Here is a 20,241-nt window from a genome sequence, read left to right as displayed (position 1 = left end):
GGCGTGTCCTCATTGCTGCTGCGCATCTTCATTCAGGCGATGGATCGCATCCGCGATAGCCCCGACAAAGTCGTCCAGATGCTGAAGGATCAAATCCTCGATCCGTGGGGTTGATCGCCCAGGGATCGCTACGTAGCGACTCTTCGGTTCATCGATGACCACACCTCCGACAATCTCGGCGAGGCGATCAAAATAGGGGCGCCAGACGCTTCTGGGCAAATTGCCCGCAGCTGGGTCAGTCCAGAATCTGCCGCTCTTGTCGATGTAACCAAAGTTTGCTGGCCGGTTCAGTAGGGGAGAGTCTAGCTTGAGACTGAGAGTGGCCTTGAGCTCAGAGTAGATCCCGTAAGGCTTCAGCGCATCCAGCATGGCGTTGATGGCACCGGGCAGGGCCGGATTACGCTGCGCCATGATGCCCATGAAATCGCTCATGCTGATGGACTGGGCGCGGGCCTTGGCTTCGACCGGAACCGGGGCGACCGTAACGCCGGCACCCTCGATCCGCACAATGCCGCGCTCGATCATCACAGTCCGTGCCAGCACGTCTGGGACTGCCAGGATCGACCCGTTCCCTGTGCGCCAGGTGGCCAGCTCGACCAGCGCGAATGTGAAATGGGCGCCGGCATGGCTCTGGAGGAGATTGGCGAGCGCCTCGGTCTCGGTCCGGATCCCGTCTCCCAGCACGAGCACCAGCATCCGGCCGCGCCGCAGGTTGACGGTAACAGCATCAATGAAGGCCGGCTCTTCGAGCGCCTCGGGGTTAGACGCAAACAGATCATGGATCCGCTTGGGCGCACCCTGTCCGCGGGCAACAGCCTGTTCGAATTGGTCGAAGGACATGGCGGTCAGTGCCGCGACATAATCGAGCGCCTGCGCCACCACCTCGCGCCTGATCTCGTTGTTGCGCCATAGCTTGGTCTCGACCAGCACGATGTCGCCAGATGGGGTAAGATAGAGGTTGTCGATATAGCCGTGTCCGCAAGGCACTTCCCTGGCGACCGGTACCGGCTCACCGAACCCGGGCTCGATATCAGCGATCGGCAGGATTGCAGGGTGGTCATGGATCAGCTCCTGCAGCCAGTTCTCATCGTGGGTCCCGCTTCCGAGATGAATGCGATCGAGCGCCTGGCGCTCGCCTTCATGACCGACCAAGACGGGGATGCCTCGTGCCCTTTGCATAGGACTGTGGTGGGCGAAGAGCGGAGAACAGTCCAGTCAAATGAGTCTTATAAGTCGTGGGCCAATAGGTCGCATGGCCCGATCCTTTCCATGCAATGGAGATCAGGCAGCGCATCGGTTGGAACCTTCGGCGGCTTCGTGCCGGGCGTGAGATCACGCAGGAAGACTTTGCCACCGACAGCGGCTTTGACCGCGGTTACATCTCGGGCGTCGAACGTGGTGTGCGCAACCCCTCGATCCTGGTGTTGGAGCGGATTGCAACGGCGCTCGGGGTCGATGTGGTTGAGTTGCTCGATGCCAGGAAGGCGAATGAGTTTGCGGAACAGCGGCGGGGTGGGATGTAGGTTGCTTCGGCAGCTTTGCGCCCTCATTTCGGCCGTTCGGTCCGTGGTTCTGTTTGCCTGAAAGCGGACGATTTGGAACAACGGACACTCGGTAAGTTGTGTAAAATTTCACAACATCGCGTTGTTACACTGCCTGCAATCTGCCTACTGCGCTCGCATGGGACAGCACGAGTACGTGGCCCATCTGTTTAGACTTCCAATTCAATCCATTCCTAAGTCAGCGATTTCTCTTCATCTCCCCAATCCGTATGGACAGGAATCGAAATAATGATCCTCAAACCTCCACTGGGTAGGTTACTGGCCTCGATCGTTCCTCGCTGTGACTTGATGGCGCGGCGAGCTATCGACAGACCCAAGCCAAAACCCGGTTCCTGGCTCGTAGAAAAAGGCTCAAAAATATGTGTCAGGTCCTTCTCGGGAATGCCTGGCCCCTGGTCACTGATCACGATTTCCAGCGTTGGTCTGGCTGCGACTGACACGTGGGCTGTGATGGTGATTTCACTTTTGTGTGACGAAAACCGGATGGCGTTGCGGAGCACGTTCTCGCACGACCTGGCGAGCATCAGTGGATTGCCGCGCACGGTCAGTGTTTCAGGTGCGGCAGGTTCCAGACATTCGAACTTGATCTTGAGTTCGCGTGACTGGGCTTCAAATGCGGCATCATTCACCAGTTCGGTCAGCACCAGGATGGGGTCGTAATAGCTTTCGCCGTCAGCACCGATGCCCTGCTCCTCACTACGCGCAAGATCGAGAATTTCACCCAGCAGGCTGGACAGGTTTGTTGCTTCGCGTTCGATACGAAGGCCCATCTCCTGTGCGCGGGCAGGTTGTTGCTGGAAGATGCTGATCGCCAGAAGAAGGCGGCTAAGCGGAGTGCGTAACTCGTGCGAAACTTCGTGGAGTAATCGGTCACGGGCCGTGACCAGCGCGTCGAGGCGGCGTGCGGTATCGTCGAACTCGCGCGCCAGGTCGGCGATTTCGTCACGCCGACGGCCCAGTCGCGGAGCAAGCCGGACGTCGAACTGCCCTTGCGCCAGTTGCCGAAACCCGGATTGCAAGGCGTTGACCGGGCGGGTGAGGTAGCGGGCGAGCACTATACTGAACAGCAGGCCGGTGACTGCGCCAACGATCAGCACCTGAAGGGTGAAGCGGCGAAACTCCTCTGGATCGCCCGAGGGATCGCGCACGGTGGCCACCCCGTCACCCAGCCTTCGCTCGCCGTTAGCCGCGTTCGTTACCACCACGCTCTCGCCGGGTGCCGGCGGATGTTCGCCAAACAGTATGGTCACCGGGATCCAGACCGTCGGCACCGCCAGGAAGAACGCCAGCCAGAACGACAGCAGGATCTTCCAGAAGATCTTGATTTTCACTGCGCTCTCACGATCCGGTAGCCGACGCCGCGCACTGTCTCTACCCCGTGCCGCACCGCGCCGCCGCGTCCCAGCTTGTGCCGCAGGTTCTTGATGTGCACGTCGATACTGCGGTCATAAGGCGACCAGCTGCGGTTCAAGGCAACTTGCGTGAGTTCGTCCTTCGTCAGGACCTTTTCGGGCGATTGCAGCAGCGCAGCCAGGATATTGAACTCCGAAGCGGTCAGATCCACCCGCTCGCCATTACTCCAGGCCTCGCGCCCGGCAAGGTCGATCGAGACTGTGCCGTTGTCGAGACGATTGGTGCCCCCATCGCCTGGCGGAAGGTTGAATCGGCGCAAGACGGCACGCACCCGCGCAACCAGTTCGCGGGGCAGGAATGGCTTGGCCATATAGTCATCGGCACCCAGTTCCAGTCCTACCACGCGGTCGATGTCATCTCCGCGCGCGGTCAACATGATGATGGGCACCTGGCTGGCGCGACGTAGCTCGCCCAGGATGGCAATGCCTGATTTGCCCGGCATCATCACGTCCAGGATGAGTGCATCGTAGCGAGTTGCCAGTGCCCGTTCTGTCGCAAGCTGCGGATCCAGCACCGAATCGATCAAGAAACCTTCGGCGCGCAGGTAATCTGCAAGCAAATCGACATGTTCATTATCGTCGTCGATGATCAACAATCTTGGCTGTTTATCGGTCATGGTCCGTGTGTGCCGTTTCAATCACAGCTTGCTAGTCCCTTTACGGTAAATTTACAGATCGATTTCGGTAAACTTACCCCCGCTCTCTCTTTAGCCGGATACAACTCAGATCAGGTTCGCGGAACAATCGCAGCGGCTCGCTCAGTCGCTGATCGCGGTCCTGCATAAGGCAAGGGCTGACCCTTGCGGTTTCTCCCATCTCGGAGGGGGGCGTCGCTTCCCCCCTCCGAACTTTTTGTCGGGAGAAGCACAGGGAGCAAGCCGGAAAAACCGGAGAGGGGCGGAGGATGAAGTTTTCATTGTTGGCGGCCAGCGCTAGCGCGGCCATCGCATCGACCATTTTGGTGGCAACGCCATCGATCGCGCAATCGGCCCCGGCGGCAGACGACGGCGACGAGGACGACGGGCAGATCATCGTGACTGCCCAGCGTCGCGAACAATCGGTGCTGGAAGTGCCGGTCTCGGTTACGGTAACCAGCCAGGAGGCGCTGGAGCGCCAGCAGGTCAACCAGATCTCGGATCTGTCGCGTGTCGCTCCGGCACTGGAAGTGCAGCAGGCACCCAACCTCGGAACCGGCGGCGGCGGACAGATCCGCGGCGTGGGTACTACCACGTTCCAGATCGGCGCGGTCGGCTCGGTCGGCGTCGTGGTCGACGAGGTCAGCCAGGGCAACGCCAACATCACCAGCCTGTTCGATGTCGAGCGGGTCGAGGTCTTGAAGGGGCCGCAGGGCACACTGTTCGGCCTCACCACATCTGCGGGCGTGATCAATATCGCTACCCGTCGACCCGAATATGGCGTTTTCGGCGGCCGCTTCCGCACCGAGTTGTCGGACGCCGGCACGCTGGGTTCCGAATACGGCCGGCAACTGGTTCAAGGCGTGGTCAACCTGCCAATCGCCGACAACGCAGCCATGCGCGTGTCGGGCAACTACAGCGGCACGCAGGGCATCGACCGGAACACTTTGACCGGCGAGCTGGACAAGCACCATAGCTGGGGTCTGCGTGGCCGCCTGCTGTGGGAGCCTTCGGATGTCGTGACCGTCAACCTGATCGGCGAGTACTCTGATTCCGTCGATGAGCGCGGCAACGACTTCTTCAAGATCTACATTGCCAACCCGGCTATTGCCACGGTGCTCGCTGCCTGCGGCATCACTGCCTCGCGCGCCAACCGCGACTATTGCACCAACTCTCCCGGCCACGCGGAAAACGAGCTGCTGGCCGGCTCGTTGCAGGTCGATTACGACCTCGGCGGCGCCGTGCTGACCTCGGTCACTGCGTTGCGCAGCCAGGACCAGGGGCCGAACTCGCTCAATATCTTCCGGCTGGATACCTATCCCACCCGGATCTTCAGTGGCCCGGGATTCTCAGGCGTGGATCTGTTCACGCAGGAACTGCGACTGGCATCGGACAGCAGTTCGCCGCTCGAATACACTGTTGGCCTGTTCTACTCGGACCAGGACACCGTGAACAACCCGAGCCCGTTCAGCATCAAGGTTACGCTGCCGAACGGTGCGGTGATTACGCCGGTATCGAACAACGGGCGGCTGACCACGGTCGATGACAGTTCCTACGCGGTTTTCGGGCAAGCGACTTATCATCTGTCGGACAGCCTCCGCGTTCTGGCCGGCGCACGCTATACCAATGAAGAAGTGAACGTGTTCACCGATACGCTGACCGGCGCCACCGGGTCGAGCGGCGTGACCATTCACAACTTCTCCTGGAAAACCGGCCTGCAATACGAAGTGTCGCCCAGCACCTTCCTCTACGGCACCGTCACGCGGGGCTACAAGGGGCCGCAGATCGCGCTGGCTGATCCCAGCAATCCGACTGCGGTTACCACCATCATCAAGGAGGAAATCCCCACCAGCTTCGAGATCGGTCTCAAGGCGGGAGTGGGCCGTGGGATGCTGTTCGAGGCGAATGCCTTCTCCACCCGCGTACGCAATTACCAGGGCCAGGTCTGCAACACCACGCAGACCGGCGGCCTGCAGTGCGTGCCGCAGAACATCGGCACGGTCACCTCGCGCGGCTTCGAGCTGTCGTTCGGCGGCCGGGTGGCGCAAGGCTGGATGCTTAATACGGGCCTCATTTACAACGACGTCGATTATCCGGCGGGCCTGGTCGGCAGCGACGGGACGATAATCGGCGGGACGCAACTGGCCAATGCGCCCGAATGGAAGGCAACTGCATCCACCGAGTATTTCACTCCGGTCACCGACGCGATGGACTTCTTCATCAGTGGTGACATGGTGTTCAAGTCGAGCTTCAAGGTCGCGCAATCGACCGATCCCAACGTGCTTTACCCCAGCCACTTCACGCTGGGCGGACGCGTGGGCATCCGTGGATCCGACAGCGGCTGGTCGCTCTCGGCCTTCGTCAGGAACCTGACCAACAACCACGAACCGGTGTTTGCGCTGATCAATTTCCCGGACGGCAATATCGGATCATATGGCCAGATCTTGACGACCACAGGCTTCCGCCAGGTGGGTCTTGCCCTCGACTATGAATTCTGACCGCGAGGAGTTCGAACATGATGAAGCACACCCTTAGGCTTGTCGCCTCGGGATGCGCGTTGGCATCCGCATCACTGGTCATGCAATCTGCAATGGCGCAATCCGGCCCACCGGTCATGGCTGAAGCAGAAGCACCGGATCAGCGTAATGCCATACCGCTTTACACCGAGGCGCTGCCGCCTATGCAGGGGCAGCACGCTCAGGAGAACTGGGGCACCTTCGACCGGGACTACCTGGTCGTGCGCAATGTCACGCAGCCCACAATCACGCCGTTCCTGCCGCATCCTTCACAGGCGACCGGCGCGGCGGTGATCGTGGCGCCGGGCGGTGGATTCCGCCTTCTGGCCATCGATGCCGAGGGCGAGATGGTGGCGCGCTGGCTGGCGGCGCATGGAGTGGCAGCATTTCTGCTCAAGTATCGCGTGATGCCGACGCCCGTCGATCCGCAGGAATTTGCTCGTCAGGGGGAGCCGCGGCCACAGGTCCGTGATGGCGTGCCTGTGCGTCCGCCAGCCTTCCAACCGGCCATTGACGATGGCGTCGCCGCCGTCCGCTGGGTGCGAAGCCGGGCGGAGGGCATGCATGTCGATCCGCACCGCGTGGGCATGATCGGCTTTTCCGCCGGAGCCATGACCACGCTCAGTGTGGCTCAGGCGCAGGCCGAGGGGGCAGAGCCGGACTTCATCGGGCTCATCTACGGCCCGATGATGCAGGCTGAGGTGCCCCACAAACCTCCGCCGTTGTTCGCGGCGCTGGCCACCGACGATCCGCTGTTCGGCAACAATGGCACCGGCCTGCTCGATGCCTGGCGCGCGGCAGGTGGGAAGATCGAATTCCACCTCTACCAGGCAGGCGGGCACGGCTTTGGCATTCGGCCTGTCGGCACCACGGCGACGCTTTGGCCCGGCCAGTTCCTCGCCTGGCTGGAGAGCAACGGACTGCTGGAAGATCGCGACTGATCCGTGCGATCTAAGACAAGAAATTACCGGAGAACATGATGACCCTGAAGACCCTGGCGACCGGCAGCCTGTTCCTCGCCGCAGCCTTGCTGCAAGGTGCCTGCACGACCGTGCCGGCACAAGAAACGCGAGACCACAGCGTCACGCTGACGGCCGGCCGCGGGATCGCTGTCGTCCCCACGACCAGTGGCGATGTGCAGGGCTATGTGCGCGACGGGATCTTTACCTTCCATGGCATTCCCTACGCCCAGGCCGAGCGCTTCGCGGCGCCGCAGCCGATGGCCCACTGGGACGGCGTTCGTCCGGCCATGACCTATGGCAACGTTTGCCCGCAGCCGATCGACCCGGTCGCGCGCGAGCCGCAGGCGTTCCTGTCCAACACCCAATACTGGCCGCAGAGCGAAAACTGCCTCAACCTCAATGTCTGGACCCCGGCCACCGATGGCGCGGCGCGGCCTGTCATGGTGTGGTTCCACGGTGGCGGCTTCTTCAGCGGCTCGTCGATCGAATTGCCGGTCTATGACGGAATGCGCCTTAGCCAGATGGGTGATGTCGTGGTGGTTTCGGTCAACCACCGTTTGAACATCCTCGGACACCTCGATCTTTCCGCCTATGGGTCCGAGTTTGCCGCGTCGGGCAATGTCGGCCTGGTGGATCTGGTTGCCTCGTTGCAGTGGGTGCGTGACAACATTCGCGCCTTTGGTGGTGATCCCGACAATGTGACCATCTTCGGCCAGTCTGGCGGTGGCGGAAAAGTCAGCACGCTGATGGGCGCCCCTTCGGCGCAAGGGCTGTTCGACAAGGCTATCGTGATGAGCGGGGCCATGGGGCCGCCGGACGGACGGACTACCGGGCAGGCGCTATCACGGCGCGTGGCGCAACTGGTGTTCAGTCTGGCTGGCCTGGCGGATGGCGACATCGCCGGTCTGCGCGCGCTGCCTTATGACCGGCTGGAAGCTGCCGGAGCAGCCGCGTTGCGGCAGGCCAGTCAGGAGATCACTGGCGAGGCCGCAGGCGGACCGCTGGGCTTCCCCCGCGTGAACTGGGGGCCGGTGATGGACGGAGCCTTCCTGCCAGCGCCGCCATGGGCCGGAGGCGCACCCGCCGTTTCCGCAAATGTTCCGCTGTTGGTGGGCAGCACCCTGTCCGAGTTCCAGCACATCAATCCGGCCATCGCCGGTCACGAAGGCTGGTCGGACGAGCAGGTGCTGCAATTCCTCGGCCGCGCATATGGCGATGCTGCCCCGCGCATCGCCGATGCCTTCCGCGCCGCCTATCCGCAGGCACCATTGAGTCGAGTCGTCGAGATCGACAGCGGCGGACGTTCGGGCGCCTTGGGTATGGCTGAGGCCAAGGCCATGCAGGCGGCGCCAGTCTACAACTACCTGTTTGCCTATCGCAGCGCCGTGCTCGACTACGGCTGGGCCGCGGGCCACACCTCCGATGTCGCGTTCGTGTTCAACAATGCCCCGCTGGGGGTGCAATCGTCGGGCGGCGGGCCGGTGGTCGATCGTCTGACGCAGGCCATGAGCCAGGCGTGGATCAACTTTGCCCGAAGCGGCAATCCCAACAATCCAGGTCTCCCGCAATGGCCGCGGTTCACAGCGCAAAATCATGCGACAATGATTTTTGAAGATCAGTCACATGTGGGTGTCTCGCACGATGAAGCTCTGGTCGGACTGCTCAGCCAGCCGCGCCCGCGCTAATCCTTTTGGCGCTTTCTTAGGTCTCAATTTTGAAAGCGTGCAATGATCCTCGGAGTTGATGTCATGCGTAATTGGAACAAGCCAATGGGGGTGATTGGTGCGCTCGCGCTCGCGTTGTGCCCCTTGTCCCAAGCAGCTTCCCAGGCCGGAACTCCGCCGCAAATGGCCGCCGGATTTCCCCCTCTGGTGGAAATCGCCCCTCCAACAGTGACTGGAGAAATTCTGCTGGATAGCGACCAGCGAGTGCCCGGTCCGCCCGTCGGTGGGCCCGAGCAGTGGGCATCGGTCATGAATGCTCCGCTAGTGCGTAACGTCACGACGGCCACAATTACTCCGTTTCTGCCTGAGCCAGGCCATTCCACTGGTGCTGCGGTAATTGTGGCGCCAGGCGGTGCCTTTTACGCCTTGGCGATGGAAACCGAGGGATGGGCCGTCGCCAGGCGCCTCGCGGAGAACGGCATCGCTGCCTTCGTATTGAAATACCGGCTCGAACCCACGCCGCGAGATATCGCCGGGTTGGAAAGGGTCATGGGTGAACGGATTGGCGCAATGCGGCCCGGTGCTTCACCTGCCCCGGCACCCGCTTATGCAGTTGCCGATGGGCAAGCTGCAATCCGCTTGGTTCGTAGTCGAGCAGCCGAATGGGGCATCGATCCACAGCGCGTCGGCATGATCGGGTTCTCCGCTGGCGCGATGACCACACTGTCGGTGGCGCTACATTCGGATGGGGTCGAACTGCCCGACTTTATCGGCCCGATCTATGGCCCGATGACTTCGGTAGACGTGCCTGCCGATGCCCCACCGATGTTTGTCGCCCTGGCTTCAGATGATCCGTTGTTCGGGCATCAGGGCGCCGGCCTTTATGAAAGTTGGCTCGCGGCGGGGAAGCCGGTTGAGGCTCATCTCTACGAGCGCGGGGGGCACGGCTTCGGGCTAGGTGCGCCAGAGACGACCACCACTCAGTGGTTCGACAGCTTCATAAGCTGGCTGCGGTTACATCAGATCGTCCCTTCTGCGCTAAATTCGTTGGCGGACGAGCGTAGTGCCCCTGCACCCCGACCCGGTATTCCGCCAGAGATCCGCGCCCAGATGGAAGCGGAGATGGCTCGTTACAACGCGATGGCGGATGATCCGGGCACCGGCTCATTTCCCGCGACCAAGGCGGAAATGTCTTCGCTACCCAATCATGTCGTTTACCAGCCGCGCGATTTGACGTCTGTTCCTGAAGGTTCGCTAGGTGTTGTAGCCTTCGGTAACGGAGGATGCATGGACGATGGCGCCAATGCGCGTCTGCACCTGCTGGAAATTGCCTCGCACGGATACCTCGTTATCGCGAACGGGACGATTCAATCGGGACCTGGAGCACCCGAGAGGCAGAGGCAAGTCCCACAGGCGGGCCAAGGAGCTGGCGGCTTTCCACCGGCAGCCACCACGTCTGCACAGTTGGTCGAGGCGATTGATTGGGCGCTCAATGAGAATTCTCGCCCCGACAGCCCTCTCTTTGGCAAGATCAATCCTCGCGCGGTGGCCGTATCAGGCTGGAGTTGCGGTGGTCTTCAAGCGCTCCAAGTCGCAGCGAGCGATCCTCGCGTAGCGACGGCCGTGATCCACAATAGCGGCATTTTCCCAGATGGCTCGGGAATGGGATCGATGGACATAGGCAAGGCAACGCTGGAGCGCCTCCACGGCCCCGTAATCTATGTTCTCGGTGGACCGAGCGATATTGCCTATCCGCAAGGCATGGACGACTTCGCCCGCATATCGTCTGTCCCCGCCGCCGTCGCCAACCTTGGTGACATCGGCCACGGCGGCAGCTTCTATCAGCCTAACGGCGGACCGGCGGCTCGGATCGCTTGGCAATGGCTCGACTGGCAACTGAAGGGAGATTTGGACGGGCAGAGGGCTTTCGTGGGAGAGGGCTGTGGGCTTTGCATCGATAACCGATGGCGTTATGAGAGCCGTGGGTTCTAGCTTCCAAAGTGCCGAGAAGCTGTGACTGTTTATCACAATGCGGAAGGCACCCTTTGGGCGGTTGCACGGCAGCCGCCCAAAGATTTCATTCACAGTTGGAAATCACCCGTTGGAGTGGACACAGTGCTAGCGGTGACATTAGCAACATTACCCCACTGTCCGCTTTGAGAAACTTGGGTGCTGAAAACTGTCAGTCCGTTAACGGCCCACTAGCCGTCATGCAGCAATGATTTAGGCTGGTTACACGAAATAAACTTCGGTGCGGATAACACATTCTGATGAACGCGATTTCCTCGATCGAACTGACCCTGCCACGAGAGCCATTTGAGGCAGCTCGTGCAGCTGCCTCTGCGTGGCGAGGTCGCTGCCTCGACGTGTTCGCTCGGAGCGAGGCCGCCGTCACTGAAACCCTGCTTGTATTGGTGGGGGTCGATGGGCGCGGCAACGCGCTAAAATTGCCGCATTTGGTCGGCCAGCGCTACGACGCACTTTCGAAAGCCGTTGGCGCCGGTGGCGTCTTTGCCGATGAGGGAAAAATCGCCGTGGAGGCCCTGACCAAGTTCCGGGAACATGATGCTTTGCGGACCCAAATCTCGCATGGAGTGTTCACAGTAACGCTTGATCATAAAGGCCAATGGCACCTCGTCGCTCGCGTGCTCGCGCTTCGGACAGGCAGAGCGTCAAGAGACCTTTTCGTAACGCAGGAGGCTGAAGCCGCCGCAATTCTGAACTTGCTGGAGAAGGATGGGAGCCGACTTCGCTCGGTTCTCGGCCAGGTCCGACATCGGTTTCGTGAAACCTGAAAGGGCCTGTACAGGAAAGGGTCTGCTTATAAACGAACCCCACCGCAAGCAGACGGTCTCCTCCCGGCCCAAGAGCTGCCCGTCTGGAAGGCGCCCTCATCTCTGTCATTCGGGCCCTTTTTCCGATCACCTGAAAGCGGACGATGAGCAAGCCTTGCTTGAACGGCAGCAAAGGGGTGGAAAGCGGACCTACGCAAACGGATCGAGCATCCCGATCAAGCTAACGATCATGAGTATCGCGAGCCCCACAAAACTTTCAGCGCTAAGCGACATCTGAAGGCGGCCTCCCATCCCGTCTCCGCTGAACTGGGTTCGTCCAGTCATCTTGCGCATAGTTGGAAGTAGCCATCTGCGATGGTTGGCAGCCAGCGCGAACATCACCCCAAAACCGGCAACCTTTGCAATTAATAGCATCCCGTAAGTCGTCTGAGTCAGGACGGTTACATCGCCGCCGAGGATAAAAACTGTATTTGCTGTGCCGGTTAGCAGGAGGACAGTGACTAGCGCGACACCCAGTCTAAAAAACCCAGAAAGCGCATGAATGAGGATCTGCATGTCCGATGACCTGCAAGTCCAGATCATCAGTGCGAAGACGAAGAGAGAACCTACCCATCCTGCCGCCGCCAGCGCGTGGGCACCATCGCTGGCAAGGTGCACTGCGCGCAGCGAGCCTTCTGTTGCCGCTGCATGGCCGCTCCAGGCAAAGGAAATGCAGGCGACAGCGCCGCTAACCAGGACGGCGAGAAGGGCCTGACGGCTGCGGGGCAGCACAAGGACTATCAGCGAAGCAACCACGCCGGTGACTATGCGAACGGCCACAGCCGGGCCGAATGCCATGCTCTGCATCACGAGCGTAAGAGTTTCCAGGCGCAAGGCTTCGGTGAGCGACCCCGCCAGCATGGCGGTCTGCACCACCAGTGCAACCGCCGAAGCTATCGCCATGGCCACACCAGCAGCCGCAAGCAGCACTCTGGTGCCCCGAATGTCCAGCCCCGCCCACAACAGCAGCAACGTTGACCCGAACAGGATCGAAGCTGCCGCATATTGCACGAAGCGGGCGAGGATGAATGCCGGCTCCATGGCTTACCGGACGGTGAAGGGGACGTTTCCTTCCATACGATGCCCGTCTGACCCGGCAGCCGTCCAGTGAATCACATAGCTGCCGCGAACCAGCGCGCTGCGCGGGGTGATGGTCATGGTCTTGCCATCCTGGCTGAGGCGCATGGTCGAAGGCACGGTCATGTCATGCGCCGGCATGGTGACCTCTGCGCTGGAGAATGCCGGGGCCACCCGCTCATTGAAGGTGAGCGTCAGCCTGGCAGGAGCGGCGAGCGTCTGGTTGGCGGCGGGCGCCGACCGCACAAGATGCGTGTGGGCCAGTGCCGGGACGGCGGCGCCAATGGTCAGGGCCACGGCCGCGAGCAGGGGAAGTTTACGCATATCAATGATCCTTGTTCTCGTGTTCACTAGATGCACTTCGGCGTGTTTATTGGCCGTGAATGGGGGAGCTGCACTAAAAGACGAACCTGAGGCCGGCGACAGCGCGCACTGAGCCGGCATTCTCTGCCGCAGCGCGATGCAGGCGACGTGTCTCACCCAGAGCCTGTTGCCATTCCACTCCAACGTAGGGTTCGACCGTCGGCGTCATGCGGTAACCTGCGCGGGCACCGGCGGTCAGGAACGTGAGGCCGCTGCCCGTTGCGAGGTCCGGCATGGACTGCGCCGAGGCTTCCAGTTCGACCTTGGGCCTCAGCATCAGGCGCTGGGTGATCCGGACCAAGTGCTCGGCCTGGATGCGGGCCGTGACCTCGCCACGGGTGGACAGGAACACCGCGCTGTCCACCTCGATCCAGTAGGGCGCAAGGCCACGCAAGCCGACAGCCAGATGGGTGCGGTCACGGCCAGGACGAAAATCCTGCCGTACACCCGTCTGCAGGTCGAACCATGGGTCGATTGCGTGGCTCCATAGCGCCTGGAGTTCGGTGTCGTCCGGCCCCTCGTCGGTATTGCCCTCGCCTTCGAACTTGAGCCAGACCTTGTCGATATCGGTGCCGCGCCAGGCTTCTGCGTCGGCCTGCCAGAGCAGCGGGCCGTCGCCCGACAGCACCTCCAGCTGCTCCACCGCAATCTTCTGGGAAACCATGGTGTGATCCCCGTAGAAGTGCCCACGGGCAGCAGCCATGACGCTTTCGCCCCACACGGCATCGGCAGCATTCTCCGGCCAGGCTTGCTGATCGACCGGGCCAGGGGATGCCGTGGCTACCACCGGTGCCGTGTGACCCGCGTGCGGATCAGCAGGTGGCGGAACCGGGGCTGGCATCGCGTGGCCTTCGTGCTGGGCCAATACCGGGGCCGGCACAGCGGCCAGCGCGCCTAGCGCAAGGATGATCGACAAGCCTCTCATTGGCCCTCTCCCGTCAGCGGGCGGATTTTGACGACACGCATCATGCCCATGTGCATGTGCACCAGCAGGTGGCAGTGAAACGCCCAGTCCCCCGGTGCGTCGGCTGTCAGGTTGAGATCGACGTAGCTGCCGGGCAGCACGCGCACCGTGTGCTTCAGCGGCAGGTGCCCGTCCTGCCCGTTGACCACTTCGAACCAGTGGCCGTGCAGGTGCATGGGATGGGTCATCATCGTATCGTTGACCAGCCGTAGCCGCACCCGTTCGTTCAGCGTGAAGCGATAGGGTTCGGTGGCGGGAGACAGCGTCTCGCCGTCCATCGACCACATGTAGCGCTCCATGTTGCCGGTCAGGTGGATCACGATCTCGCGCTGGGGCACCCGCCGGTCGCGGTTGGGTTCGAGCGCAGCCAGCTGCCGGTAGGTCAGTACCCGATGCGGCTGGTCGTCCAGGCCAAGGCCTGGGTCGCCCGTGCGGTCCACCGGCATGCTGGCGATCATGTCCACACCCGGCCCGGTGGGAAAATCAACCGTGCTGCGATCCTGCATCGGCGGCGGCGCGGGAGGGGGCGAGCCGCCATGTCCCGTATGCGCGGCGTGGGGATCGGCGGCAGGCACTATCGGCATCGCTCCACCGTGCGATCCATGATCCATCCCTGCGTGGGGATCGCTGGCCGCAGCCGGTCCTGCCGGTGCGCCGTGAGAGGAGTGGTCCATTCCCATGTCGCGCATGGTCAGCACCGGACGCTGCCGAAGGGGCGGAACCGGCGCGCGCAGGCCGGGGGCGGTCGCCAGCGTGGCCACGGCCATGCCGGACCTGTCGATCCCCTCGGCAACCATCGAATAGGCCGGATCGCGAGGGGTGACGATCAGGTCATAGGTCTCGCCGTTGCCGATCTGCAACTCATCGACCTCCACCGGGCGAACCGGCAGGCCGTCAGCCGCCACCACCGTCAGCGGCAGGCCCGGAATGCGGAAGTTGAATATGGTCATGGAGGCGGCGTTGATCACCCGCAGCCGGACCCGCTCGCCCGGCGCAAACAAGCCGGTCCAGTTTTCCGCCGGGCTGTGGCCGTTAACGAGGTAGATCAACTCGGGTGCGCCCACATCGGCAATGTCGGTGGGGTCCATCCGCATGCGGTTGAACATGGCGCGGCTGGCAGTATCGAGCGGCAGCGGATCTGTCAGAGAGGGCTTGGCATGGTTGTAAAACCCGCCTCCCTGCTTCAGCCGGTTCACCACGTGTTCGATATTGGCAAAGGTCCAGTCCGACAGCACGATCACATGTTCGCGGTCACTGGCAATCGGGTCCGGCCCTTCCGGATCGATGATCATCGGGGCGTAGTGGCCGACCGGCTCCTGCAGGCCGCTGTGGCTGTGATACCAGTAGGTGCCCGACTGGCGCACGGGGAACTCATAGGTGAAGCTGGCGCCCGGCGCGATGCCGGGGAAGCTGAGGCCCGGCACCCCATCCATCTGGAAGGGCAGAATCAGCCCGTGCCAGTGGATCGAGGTGTCCTCGTCCAACAGATTGGTCACCGTCAGGCGGGCGTTACCTCCTTCGCGCAGGCGAAGCAGAGGCCCCGGCACGCTGCCGTTGATGGTGACGGCGGACCCGGACCGCCCATCGATCTGGAAGTCGCGCCGTTCGATCGTAAGGTTGATATTCGGTCCGGCAAGGCTGGCAGAACCCTTGCTGCCTGGCGATGCCGATTGCGCCCAGGCCGGCCTGAAAGAGGCCAGGGCAAGAAGGCCGGTGCTGCCGGCCATGAAGGCGCGGCGCGACAGCGGCGTAAAGCTGGTCATGGGGCTTCCCCTTTTCGAGTGCTGGCGAATGGGGGCCGCCCGCAGGCGACCCCCCGTGCCGATCAGCTGGGCCAGATCAGGAATGCTGGTGCTGGGCAGGTGCCGCTTCGGCGTCCGGCTCGGCGTGGTGCATCATTGCCTCGTTGCCCTGATGCTCGCCCTCCTTGCAACAGCAGCATTCCTGCATGCCGTGGCCCGGCTGTTCTCCGGCTGCCTGAGCAGGTTGCCCCATAGGCTCGGGAGCGGAAGGTGAGGGGGTGGAGGGCGCGTTGTGGCCCGCGTGGCCAGCGTGGCTTGCAGCCGGTGCCTCCTGAGCGGCGGCGGGCTGAGCAAACGCGGGCGACGCGACGGCAACAGCCGCCGCAAACAGCAGATACTTCATGATCAGATACTCCGAAAAGATTGCAGCCTTGTTGGGACGCTCAGGCAATCTTCGGAGGGGGATCGGAAACGCCGGGTGTGACACCGTGAAGCTGCGGCGGGACTACCGCGCCATCGGTGCGGGTCAACACTGCTACCTGCGGCGCTACACCCAGATCGGGCTGCGGCAGCGCGACGCACATCATGCAGTTAACCATCCCTTTGTGGGCAGGCGCGTCAGGAGATGCCGGTTCGTGATGGTCCGGGCACGCCGAGGCCGCAGCCGGCTCCGAGGCGGAAGCAGCATGGCCGGTCATCGCTACCGGCATCAGCACCAGCCCGAGAACGAGCAGAATCGAGGCGAACAATCGCATCACGCCTTGCTCTTTAGCATGCTGGCGGTGAACCTGTCTTGACCTTCGTCAACCGCTGCCAGACCACCCAGGATCGGGCAATCGGGACGTTCGTCACCGGCACAACGTTCGGCAAGATGAAGCAGCGCGTCCCGCATGATTTCCATTTCGCGCAGACGACGCTGGAGTTCCTCGGCGTGTGCCAGGGCAAGTGACTTCACGTCTGCACTGGACCGTCCGCTATCCTGCCACAGGGCCAGCAGCAGGCGGATTTCCTCCAGAGGAAATCCCAGATCGCGCGCACGGCGGATGAACTGGAGGGTGCGCACATCGGCATCATCATAGTCGCGATAGCCGCAATCCCGGCGCGGCGCGGCACTAATCAGGCCCACTTTCTCATAGTGGCGGATCATGCGTTCGCTGATGCCGGTAGCGGCAGATGCCTGGCCGATCTTCATTGGGCCACTCGCAAGGCCACATAGGCGACGAGGACTGCCATCGTCAGCCAGCAGGCCCAGTAACCCGACATTTGCCACAGACTAGGCAGATGCCCCGCTTCGCGGCGCAGTCGGGCTGCTCCGACCATGCCGTAAACATGCACGATCAGGCCGACCAGCAGCGACGGCAGGGCCGCAAAGGCAAGCGGGTCGGCCAACAACAACCCGGCACCGAACCCCGCCATCGCGGCACCGACCGAGGAAAGCGAAGAAAGGCCCGACAGCCTGCTGACCACAGTTTCCTGGATTTGATTCACAGCCTGACACTCCGCAACCGCAGCGAGTTGCCGATCACCGCCACCGAACTGAAGGCCATGGCCGCCCCGGCAATCATCGGGCTGAGCAGCAAGCCGGTCCACGGATAGAGCACGCCAGCCGCAATCGGCACGCCTGCTGCGTTGAACACGAAAGAGAAGAACAGGTTCTGGCGGATATTGTGCATCACCGCCTCGCTCAGGCGACGAGCGCGCACGATGCCGCCTAGGTCTCCCTTGACCAGCGTAACAGCTGCACTTTCCATGGCCACGTCAGTACCGGTGCCCATGGCAATGCCCACGTGGGCGGCAGCCAGCGCCGGGGCATCATTGATGCCGTCGCCGGCCATCGCCACGCGGCGGCCCTCACTTTTGAGGCGTTCGACCATCGCCTGCTTCTGTTCAGGCAAAACATCGGCCAGGACTTCATCGATGCCGCCGATCCTGCGCGCGACCGCGTCGGCAGTCTGGCCGTTGTCACCGGTCATCATCACCAGCCGCACACCATCAGCGCGCAGGGCCTGGACCGCCGCGACGGCGCTTTCCTTGACCGGGTCGGCCACGGCAATGAATCCGGCGAACCGCCCGTCCAGGGCAAGGAACATCACGCCCTGGCCTTCGCTCCGCAGCGCGTCGGCGGCATCCTCCAGTGGCGCGGGATCGGCCCCGGCATCCAGCATCAGCGCGCGGTTGCCCAGCGCTACAGCGCGTCCACCCACGGTACCGGTCACGCCCTTGCCGGTGTGAGACTGGAAGCCTTCGGCCTCCTGGGCGGCAAGCCCCCGTTCCTCGGCACCGGCCACGATGGCTGCGGCCAGCGGATGCTCGCTGCCGCGTTCCAGTGCAGCGGCCAGGGTCAGAACCTCGTCTTCCTCGATACCTTGCGCAGCAACCACCTGCATCAGCTTTGGCTTGCCCAGGGTCAGCGTGCCGGTCTTGTCGACCACCAGGGTGTCGATCTTTTCCATCAGTTCGAGCGCTTCGGCATTCTTCACCAGCACGCCGGCCCCGGCCCCGCGCCCGGTCCCCACCATGATCGACATGGGCGTTGCCAGGCCAAGGGCACAGGGACAGGCGATGATCAGCACGGCCACGGCATTGACCAGCGCATGGCTGAGGCGCGGTTCCGGCCCAACCAGCGCCCAAACTGCGAATGCCGCCAGCGCCACCGCCACCACGGCTGGGACGAACCAGCCGGATACCTTGTCGGCCAATGCCTGGATCGGCGCGCGCGAACGTTGCGCTTCGGCCACCATGTGGACGATCTGCGACAGCATGGTGTCGCGGCCCACCCGGTCGGCGCGCATCAGCAGGCTGCCGGTGCCGTTGACCGTGGCGCCAGTCACCCGCTCGCCCGCGAACTTTTCCACCGGCACCGGCTCGCCAGTGATCATGGCCTCGTCCACCGCGCTGCGGCCTTCGACGACCACGCCGTCCACCGGCACCTTCTCGCCGGGCCGGACGCGGAGAAGGTCACCAACCTGCACTTGATCGAGCGCCACATCGTCCTCGGTGCCATCGGGCAGCACCCGCCGCGCGGTCTTGGGGGCCAGGCCCAGCAAGGCGCGGATCGCCGCGCCGGTGGCGTTGCGGGCACGCAGTTCGAGCACCTGGCCCAGCAGGACCAGCGCCACGATCACCGCCGCCGCCTCGAAATAGACCGGGACCATACCGCCCATCGTGCGCAGGGATGCCGGGAAGATCTGCGGAGCCAGCGTGGCAACCAGGCTGTAGCCATAAGCCACGCCCACACCCAGCCCGATCAGGGTGAACATGTTGAGGTGGCCGCTGCGCAGGCTGGCCGCGAAGCGCAGGAAGAATGGCGCCGCGCTCCACAAGACCACGGGCGTCGCCAGGACAAGCTGCACCCACATGGACATGCGCATCGGGAGCAGCTCCAACCCGAATAGTTCAGCGCCCATCGTGAGAACCAGCAATGGAACGGCCAGCACTGCCGCGACCCAGAAGCGCCGGGTCATGTCAGCAACCTCCGGGTTCTCACCGCTTTCGGTCAGCGGGTCGAGCGGCTCCAGCGCCATGCCGCAGATCGGGCAGCTGCCCGGCCCGTTCTGGCGGATTTGCGGATGCATGGGGCAAGTCCAGATCGCGCCCTCGGCTGCCGCAGAGGCCGGAGCCTGATGGCCGGACGGCTTGTCCAGGAAACTGCCCGGATCAGCGACAAAACGCTCCCGGCACCGCGCGCTGCAAAAGTAATGGCGCATCCCCGCGTGCTCGGCGTGATGGCTGGCTGTCGCCGGGTCCACCACCATCCCGCAGACGGGATCTTGAGCGACGTGGCCAGCATGGTTTGCCGCGTGTTCGTGATGGTGATGACAGCCAGACATCTTGCGCTCCTGTTGCGAGTCGCACGGACAATGCACCTTGACACTGTGTCAGGGTCAAACGCTATTTGGAAATCCGGGCGAACTTTCCTTGCAGTCCGACTGCCCTTTTCGATGTCCGAAGTGGGGTCGGAACCCGAAGGACGGCTTTTGTACCTTGGACGTTCTAAACCGGACAGGCCGCTAACGGCCCAAGAGCTGCCCGTCTGGAAGGCGCCTTCATATCGGTCATTCAGGGTCGACTGGCGATCGCCTGAAAACGGATACGGTAGCCAAACGGCGCAGATGGCCGAGTCTGGGACATTCCCGACGTTCGCACGCGACATGTCGAACGGCGGCTTTTGTCAGAAGCTGATGTTCAACGTTAGCCTGGGCGGCACTACCTAATGACAGGATCGGGGCCGATTGCGGCCTGACAATGCCAGAAGCACAAAATGCGAAAGCTGACACATGGGCCAGCATGCATTAGCCGGCCTCTCAACGCGCACCGTCGCGGCTGCGACAATTCAGAGGTCAGCAATGGCGAGTCAAAATCGTCGGCGCTAGTTATCGCCACGCGAGTAGTGTTTTAAGATCGGCCTCGGCATTTCGGGCCTCGTCCCAGGTATCGTCTCATCTACGAGCGCAACCCCGAGACGCTGACCCCGCAGCTTCGCGAATATTACCGCGCTCATGACAATGAC

The 20,241-nt window shown here is 62.7% G+C and carries 18 protein-coding genes; 6 read left to right on the top strand and 12 right to left on the bottom strand.

All coding sequences use genetic code 11. The features are described 5' to 3' along the window. Positions 1–9: 9 nt before the first annotated feature. On the bottom strand, positions 10–1,152 hold the full coding sequence (locus GRI99_RS15550; RefSeq protein ID WP_160772983.1) for a PDDEXK family nuclease: 1,143 nt from the start codon (positions 1,150–1,152) through the stop codon (positions 10–12). 122 nt (positions 1,153–1,274) lie between these two features. Between GRI99_RS15550 and GRI99_RS15545 the strand changes: the two genes are divergently transcribed. Then, positions 1,275–1,523, top strand: a complete 249-nt coding sequence (locus GRI99_RS15545; protein ID WP_160772982.1) for a helix-turn-helix domain-containing protein — start codon at positions 1,275–1,277, stop codon at positions 1,521–1,523. A 212-nt stretch (positions 1,524–1,735) separates the two neighbouring features. Here GRI99_RS15545 and GRI99_RS15540 read toward each other — a convergent pair whose 3' ends face one another. Both GRI99_RS15540 and GRI99_RS15535 read right to left on the bottom strand, forming a co-directional pair. Next, positions 1,736–2,893 carry an ATP-binding protein gene (locus tag GRI99_RS15540; protein ID WP_160772981.1) on the bottom strand — a complete coding sequence of 386 codons (1,158 nt, stop codon included), beginning with the start codon at positions 2,891–2,893 and terminating at the stop codon, positions 1,736–1,738. Then, positions 2,890–3,591 carry a response regulator transcription factor gene (locus GRI99_RS15535; protein WP_160772980.1) on the bottom strand — a complete coding sequence of 234 codons (702 nt, stop codon included), beginning with the start codon at positions 3,589–3,591 and terminating at the stop codon, positions 2,890–2,892. Before GRI99_RS15535 ends, GRI99_RS15540 begins: the two co-directional genes overlap by 4 nt. 287 nt (positions 3,592–3,878) lie before the next feature. Here GRI99_RS15535 and GRI99_RS15530 point away from each other — a divergent pair, with 287 nt between their 5' ends. The 5 genes from GRI99_RS15530 (at position 3,879) to GRI99_RS15505 (ending at position 11,546) form a co-directional block, all read left to right on the top strand. Next, positions 3,879–6,107: a TonB-dependent receptor gene (locus tag GRI99_RS15530; protein WP_160772979.1), complete on the top strand. Its 2,229-nt coding sequence runs from the start codon at positions 3,879–3,881 to the stop codon at positions 6,105–6,107. 17 nt (positions 6,108–6,124) lie between these two features. Beyond that, entirely contained in the window at positions 6,125–7,066 is a 942-nt protein-coding gene (locus GRI99_RS15525) for an alpha/beta hydrolase (RefSeq protein ID WP_237438392.1), read from the top strand. A 38-nt stretch (positions 7,067–7,104) separates the two neighbouring features. Continuing rightward, a complete protein-coding gene (locus GRI99_RS15520) occupies positions 7,105–8,772 on the top strand; it encodes a carboxylesterase/lipase family protein (protein WP_160772978.1) in 1,668 nt (555 codons plus the stop codon). A gap of 42 nt (positions 8,773–8,814) precedes the next feature. Next, positions 8,815–10,743, top strand: coding sequence for an alpha/beta hydrolase (locus GRI99_RS18540; RefSeq protein ID WP_202393132.1), 1,929 nt, complete (start codon positions 8,815–8,817; stop codon positions 10,741–10,743). A 278-nt stretch (positions 10,744–11,021) separates the two neighbouring features. Beyond that, on the top strand, positions 11,022–11,546 hold the full coding sequence (locus GRI99_RS15505; RefSeq protein WP_160772977.1) for a hypothetical protein: 525 nt from the start codon (positions 11,022–11,024) through the stop codon (positions 11,544–11,546). Between the two features lie 189 nt (positions 11,547–11,735). Here GRI99_RS15505 and GRI99_RS15500 read toward each other — a convergent pair whose 3' ends face one another. From GRI99_RS15500 to GRI99_RS15460, 9 genes are all read right to left on the bottom strand, one after another. After that, the gene (locus GRI99_RS15500; protein ID WP_160772976.1) at positions 11,736–12,626 is read right to left on the bottom strand and encodes a CopD family protein; all 891 of its coding nucleotides are present in this window, start codon (positions 12,624–12,626) and stop codon (positions 11,736–11,738) included. 3 nt (positions 12,627–12,629) lie between these two features. Then, positions 12,630–12,986, bottom strand: a complete 357-nt coding sequence (copC, locus tag GRI99_RS15495) for a copper homeostasis periplasmic binding protein CopC (RefSeq protein WP_160772975.1) — start codon at positions 12,984–12,986, stop codon at positions 12,630–12,632. 73 nt (positions 12,987–13,059) lie between these two features. Further along, positions 13,060–13,950 (bottom strand): copper resistance protein B, encoded by an 891-nt coding sequence (locus GRI99_RS15490; RefSeq protein ID WP_160772974.1) that lies wholly within the window; start codon positions 13,948–13,950, stop codon positions 13,060–13,062. Then, the gene (locus GRI99_RS15485; RefSeq protein WP_160772973.1) at positions 13,947–15,752 is read right to left on the bottom strand and encodes a copper resistance system multicopper oxidase; all 1,806 of its coding nucleotides are present in this window, start codon (positions 15,750–15,752) and stop codon (positions 13,947–13,949) included. The genes GRI99_RS15490 and GRI99_RS15485 overlap by 4 nt, the downstream gene beginning before the upstream one ends. Positions 15,753–15,828: 76 nt before the next feature. Next, a complete protein-coding gene (locus tag GRI99_RS15480) occupies positions 15,829–16,134 on the bottom strand; it encodes a hypothetical protein (RefSeq protein WP_160772972.1) in 306 nt (101 codons plus the stop codon). Positions 16,135–16,174: 40 nt separating this feature from the next. Next, a complete protein-coding gene (locus tag GRI99_RS15475; protein WP_160772971.1) occupies positions 16,175–16,486 on the bottom strand; it encodes a hypothetical protein in 312 nt (103 codons plus the stop codon). After that, positions 16,486–16,923, bottom strand: coding sequence for a Cu(I)-responsive transcriptional regulator (gene cueR / locus GRI99_RS15470; protein WP_160772970.1), 438 nt, complete (start codon positions 16,921–16,923; stop codon positions 16,486–16,488). The genes GRI99_RS15475 and cueR overlap by 1 nt, the downstream gene beginning before the upstream one ends. After that, complete coding sequence (locus GRI99_RS15465) at positions 16,920–17,219, bottom strand: hypothetical protein (RefSeq protein WP_160772969.1); 300 nt, start codon at positions 17,217–17,219, stop codon at positions 16,920–16,922. Before GRI99_RS15465 ends, cueR begins: the two co-directional genes overlap by 4 nt. Next, positions 17,216–19,561: a heavy metal translocating P-type ATPase gene (locus GRI99_RS15460; RefSeq protein WP_160772968.1), complete on the bottom strand. Its 2,346-nt coding sequence runs from the start codon at positions 19,559–19,561 to the stop codon at positions 17,216–17,218. The genes GRI99_RS15465 and GRI99_RS15460 overlap by 4 nt, the downstream gene beginning before the upstream one ends. Between the last annotated feature and the right edge of the window lie 680 nt (positions 19,562–20,241).

This window comes from Alteraurantiacibacter buctensis (genome assembly GCF_009827655.1).
Taxonomy (GTDB): Bacteria; Pseudomonadota; Alphaproteobacteria; order Sphingomonadales; family Sphingomonadaceae; genus Alteraurantiacibacter; species Alteraurantiacibacter buctensis.
Note: the sequence above shows the minus strand (reverse complement) of the source record. Positions and strands in the feature narration are given on the sequence as shown.

Bases quoted from the DNA above. Each gene is read 5' to 3' on its own strand.
- GRI99_RS15545 (WP_160772982.1), top strand. From the start codon at position 1,275: ATGGAGATCAGGCAGCGCATCGGTTGGAACCTTCGGCGGCTTCGTGCC.
- GRI99_RS15535 (WP_160772980.1), bottom strand. From the start codon at position 3,591: ATGACCGATAAACAGCCAAGATTGTTGATCATCGACGACGATAATGAA.
- GRI99_RS15530 (WP_160772979.1), top strand. From the start codon at position 3,879: ATGAAGTTTTCATTGTTGGCGGCCAGCGCTAGCGCGGCCATCGCATCG.
- GRI99_RS15525 (WP_237438392.1), top strand. From the start codon at position 6,125: ATGATGAAGCACACCCTTAGGCTTGTCGCCTCGGGATGCGCGTTGGCA.
- GRI99_RS15520 (WP_160772978.1), top strand. From the start codon at position 7,105: ATGACCCTGAAGACCCTGGCGACCGGCAGCCTGTTCCTCGCCGCAGCC.
- GRI99_RS18540 (WP_202393132.1), top strand. From the start codon at position 8,815: ATGATCCTCGGAGTTGATGTCATGCGTAATTGGAACAAGCCAATGGGG.
- GRI99_RS15505 (WP_160772977.1), top strand. From the start codon at position 11,022: ATGAACGCGATTTCCTCGATCGAACTGACCCTGCCACGAGAGCCATTT.
- GRI99_RS15500 (WP_160772976.1), bottom strand. From the start codon at position 12,626: ATGGAGCCGGCATTCATCCTCGCCCGCTTCGTGCAATATGCGGCAGCT.
- copC (WP_160772975.1), bottom strand. From the start codon at position 12,986: ATGCGTAAACTTCCCCTGCTCGCGGCCGTGGCCCTGACCATTGGCGCC.
- GRI99_RS15490 (WP_160772974.1), bottom strand. From the start codon at position 13,950: ATGAGAGGCTTGTCGATCATCCTTGCGCTAGGCGCGCTGGCCGCTGTG.
- GRI99_RS15485 (WP_160772973.1), bottom strand. From the start codon at position 15,752: ATGACCAGCTTTACGCCGCTGTCGCGCCGCGCCTTCATGGCCGGCAGC.
- GRI99_RS15480 (WP_160772972.1), bottom strand. From the start codon at position 16,134: ATGAAGTATCTGCTGTTTGCGGCGGCTGTTGCCGTCGCGTCGCCCGCG.
- GRI99_RS15475 (WP_160772971.1), bottom strand. From the start codon at position 16,486: ATGCGATTGTTCGCCTCGATTCTGCTCGTTCTCGGGCTGGTGCTGATG.
- cueR (WP_160772970.1), bottom strand. From the start codon at position 16,923: ATGAAGATCGGCCAGGCATCTGCCGCTACCGGCATCAGCGAACGCATG.
- GRI99_RS15460 (WP_160772968.1), bottom strand. From the start codon at position 19,561: ATGTCTGGCTGTCATCACCATCACGAACACGCGGCAAACCATGCTGGC.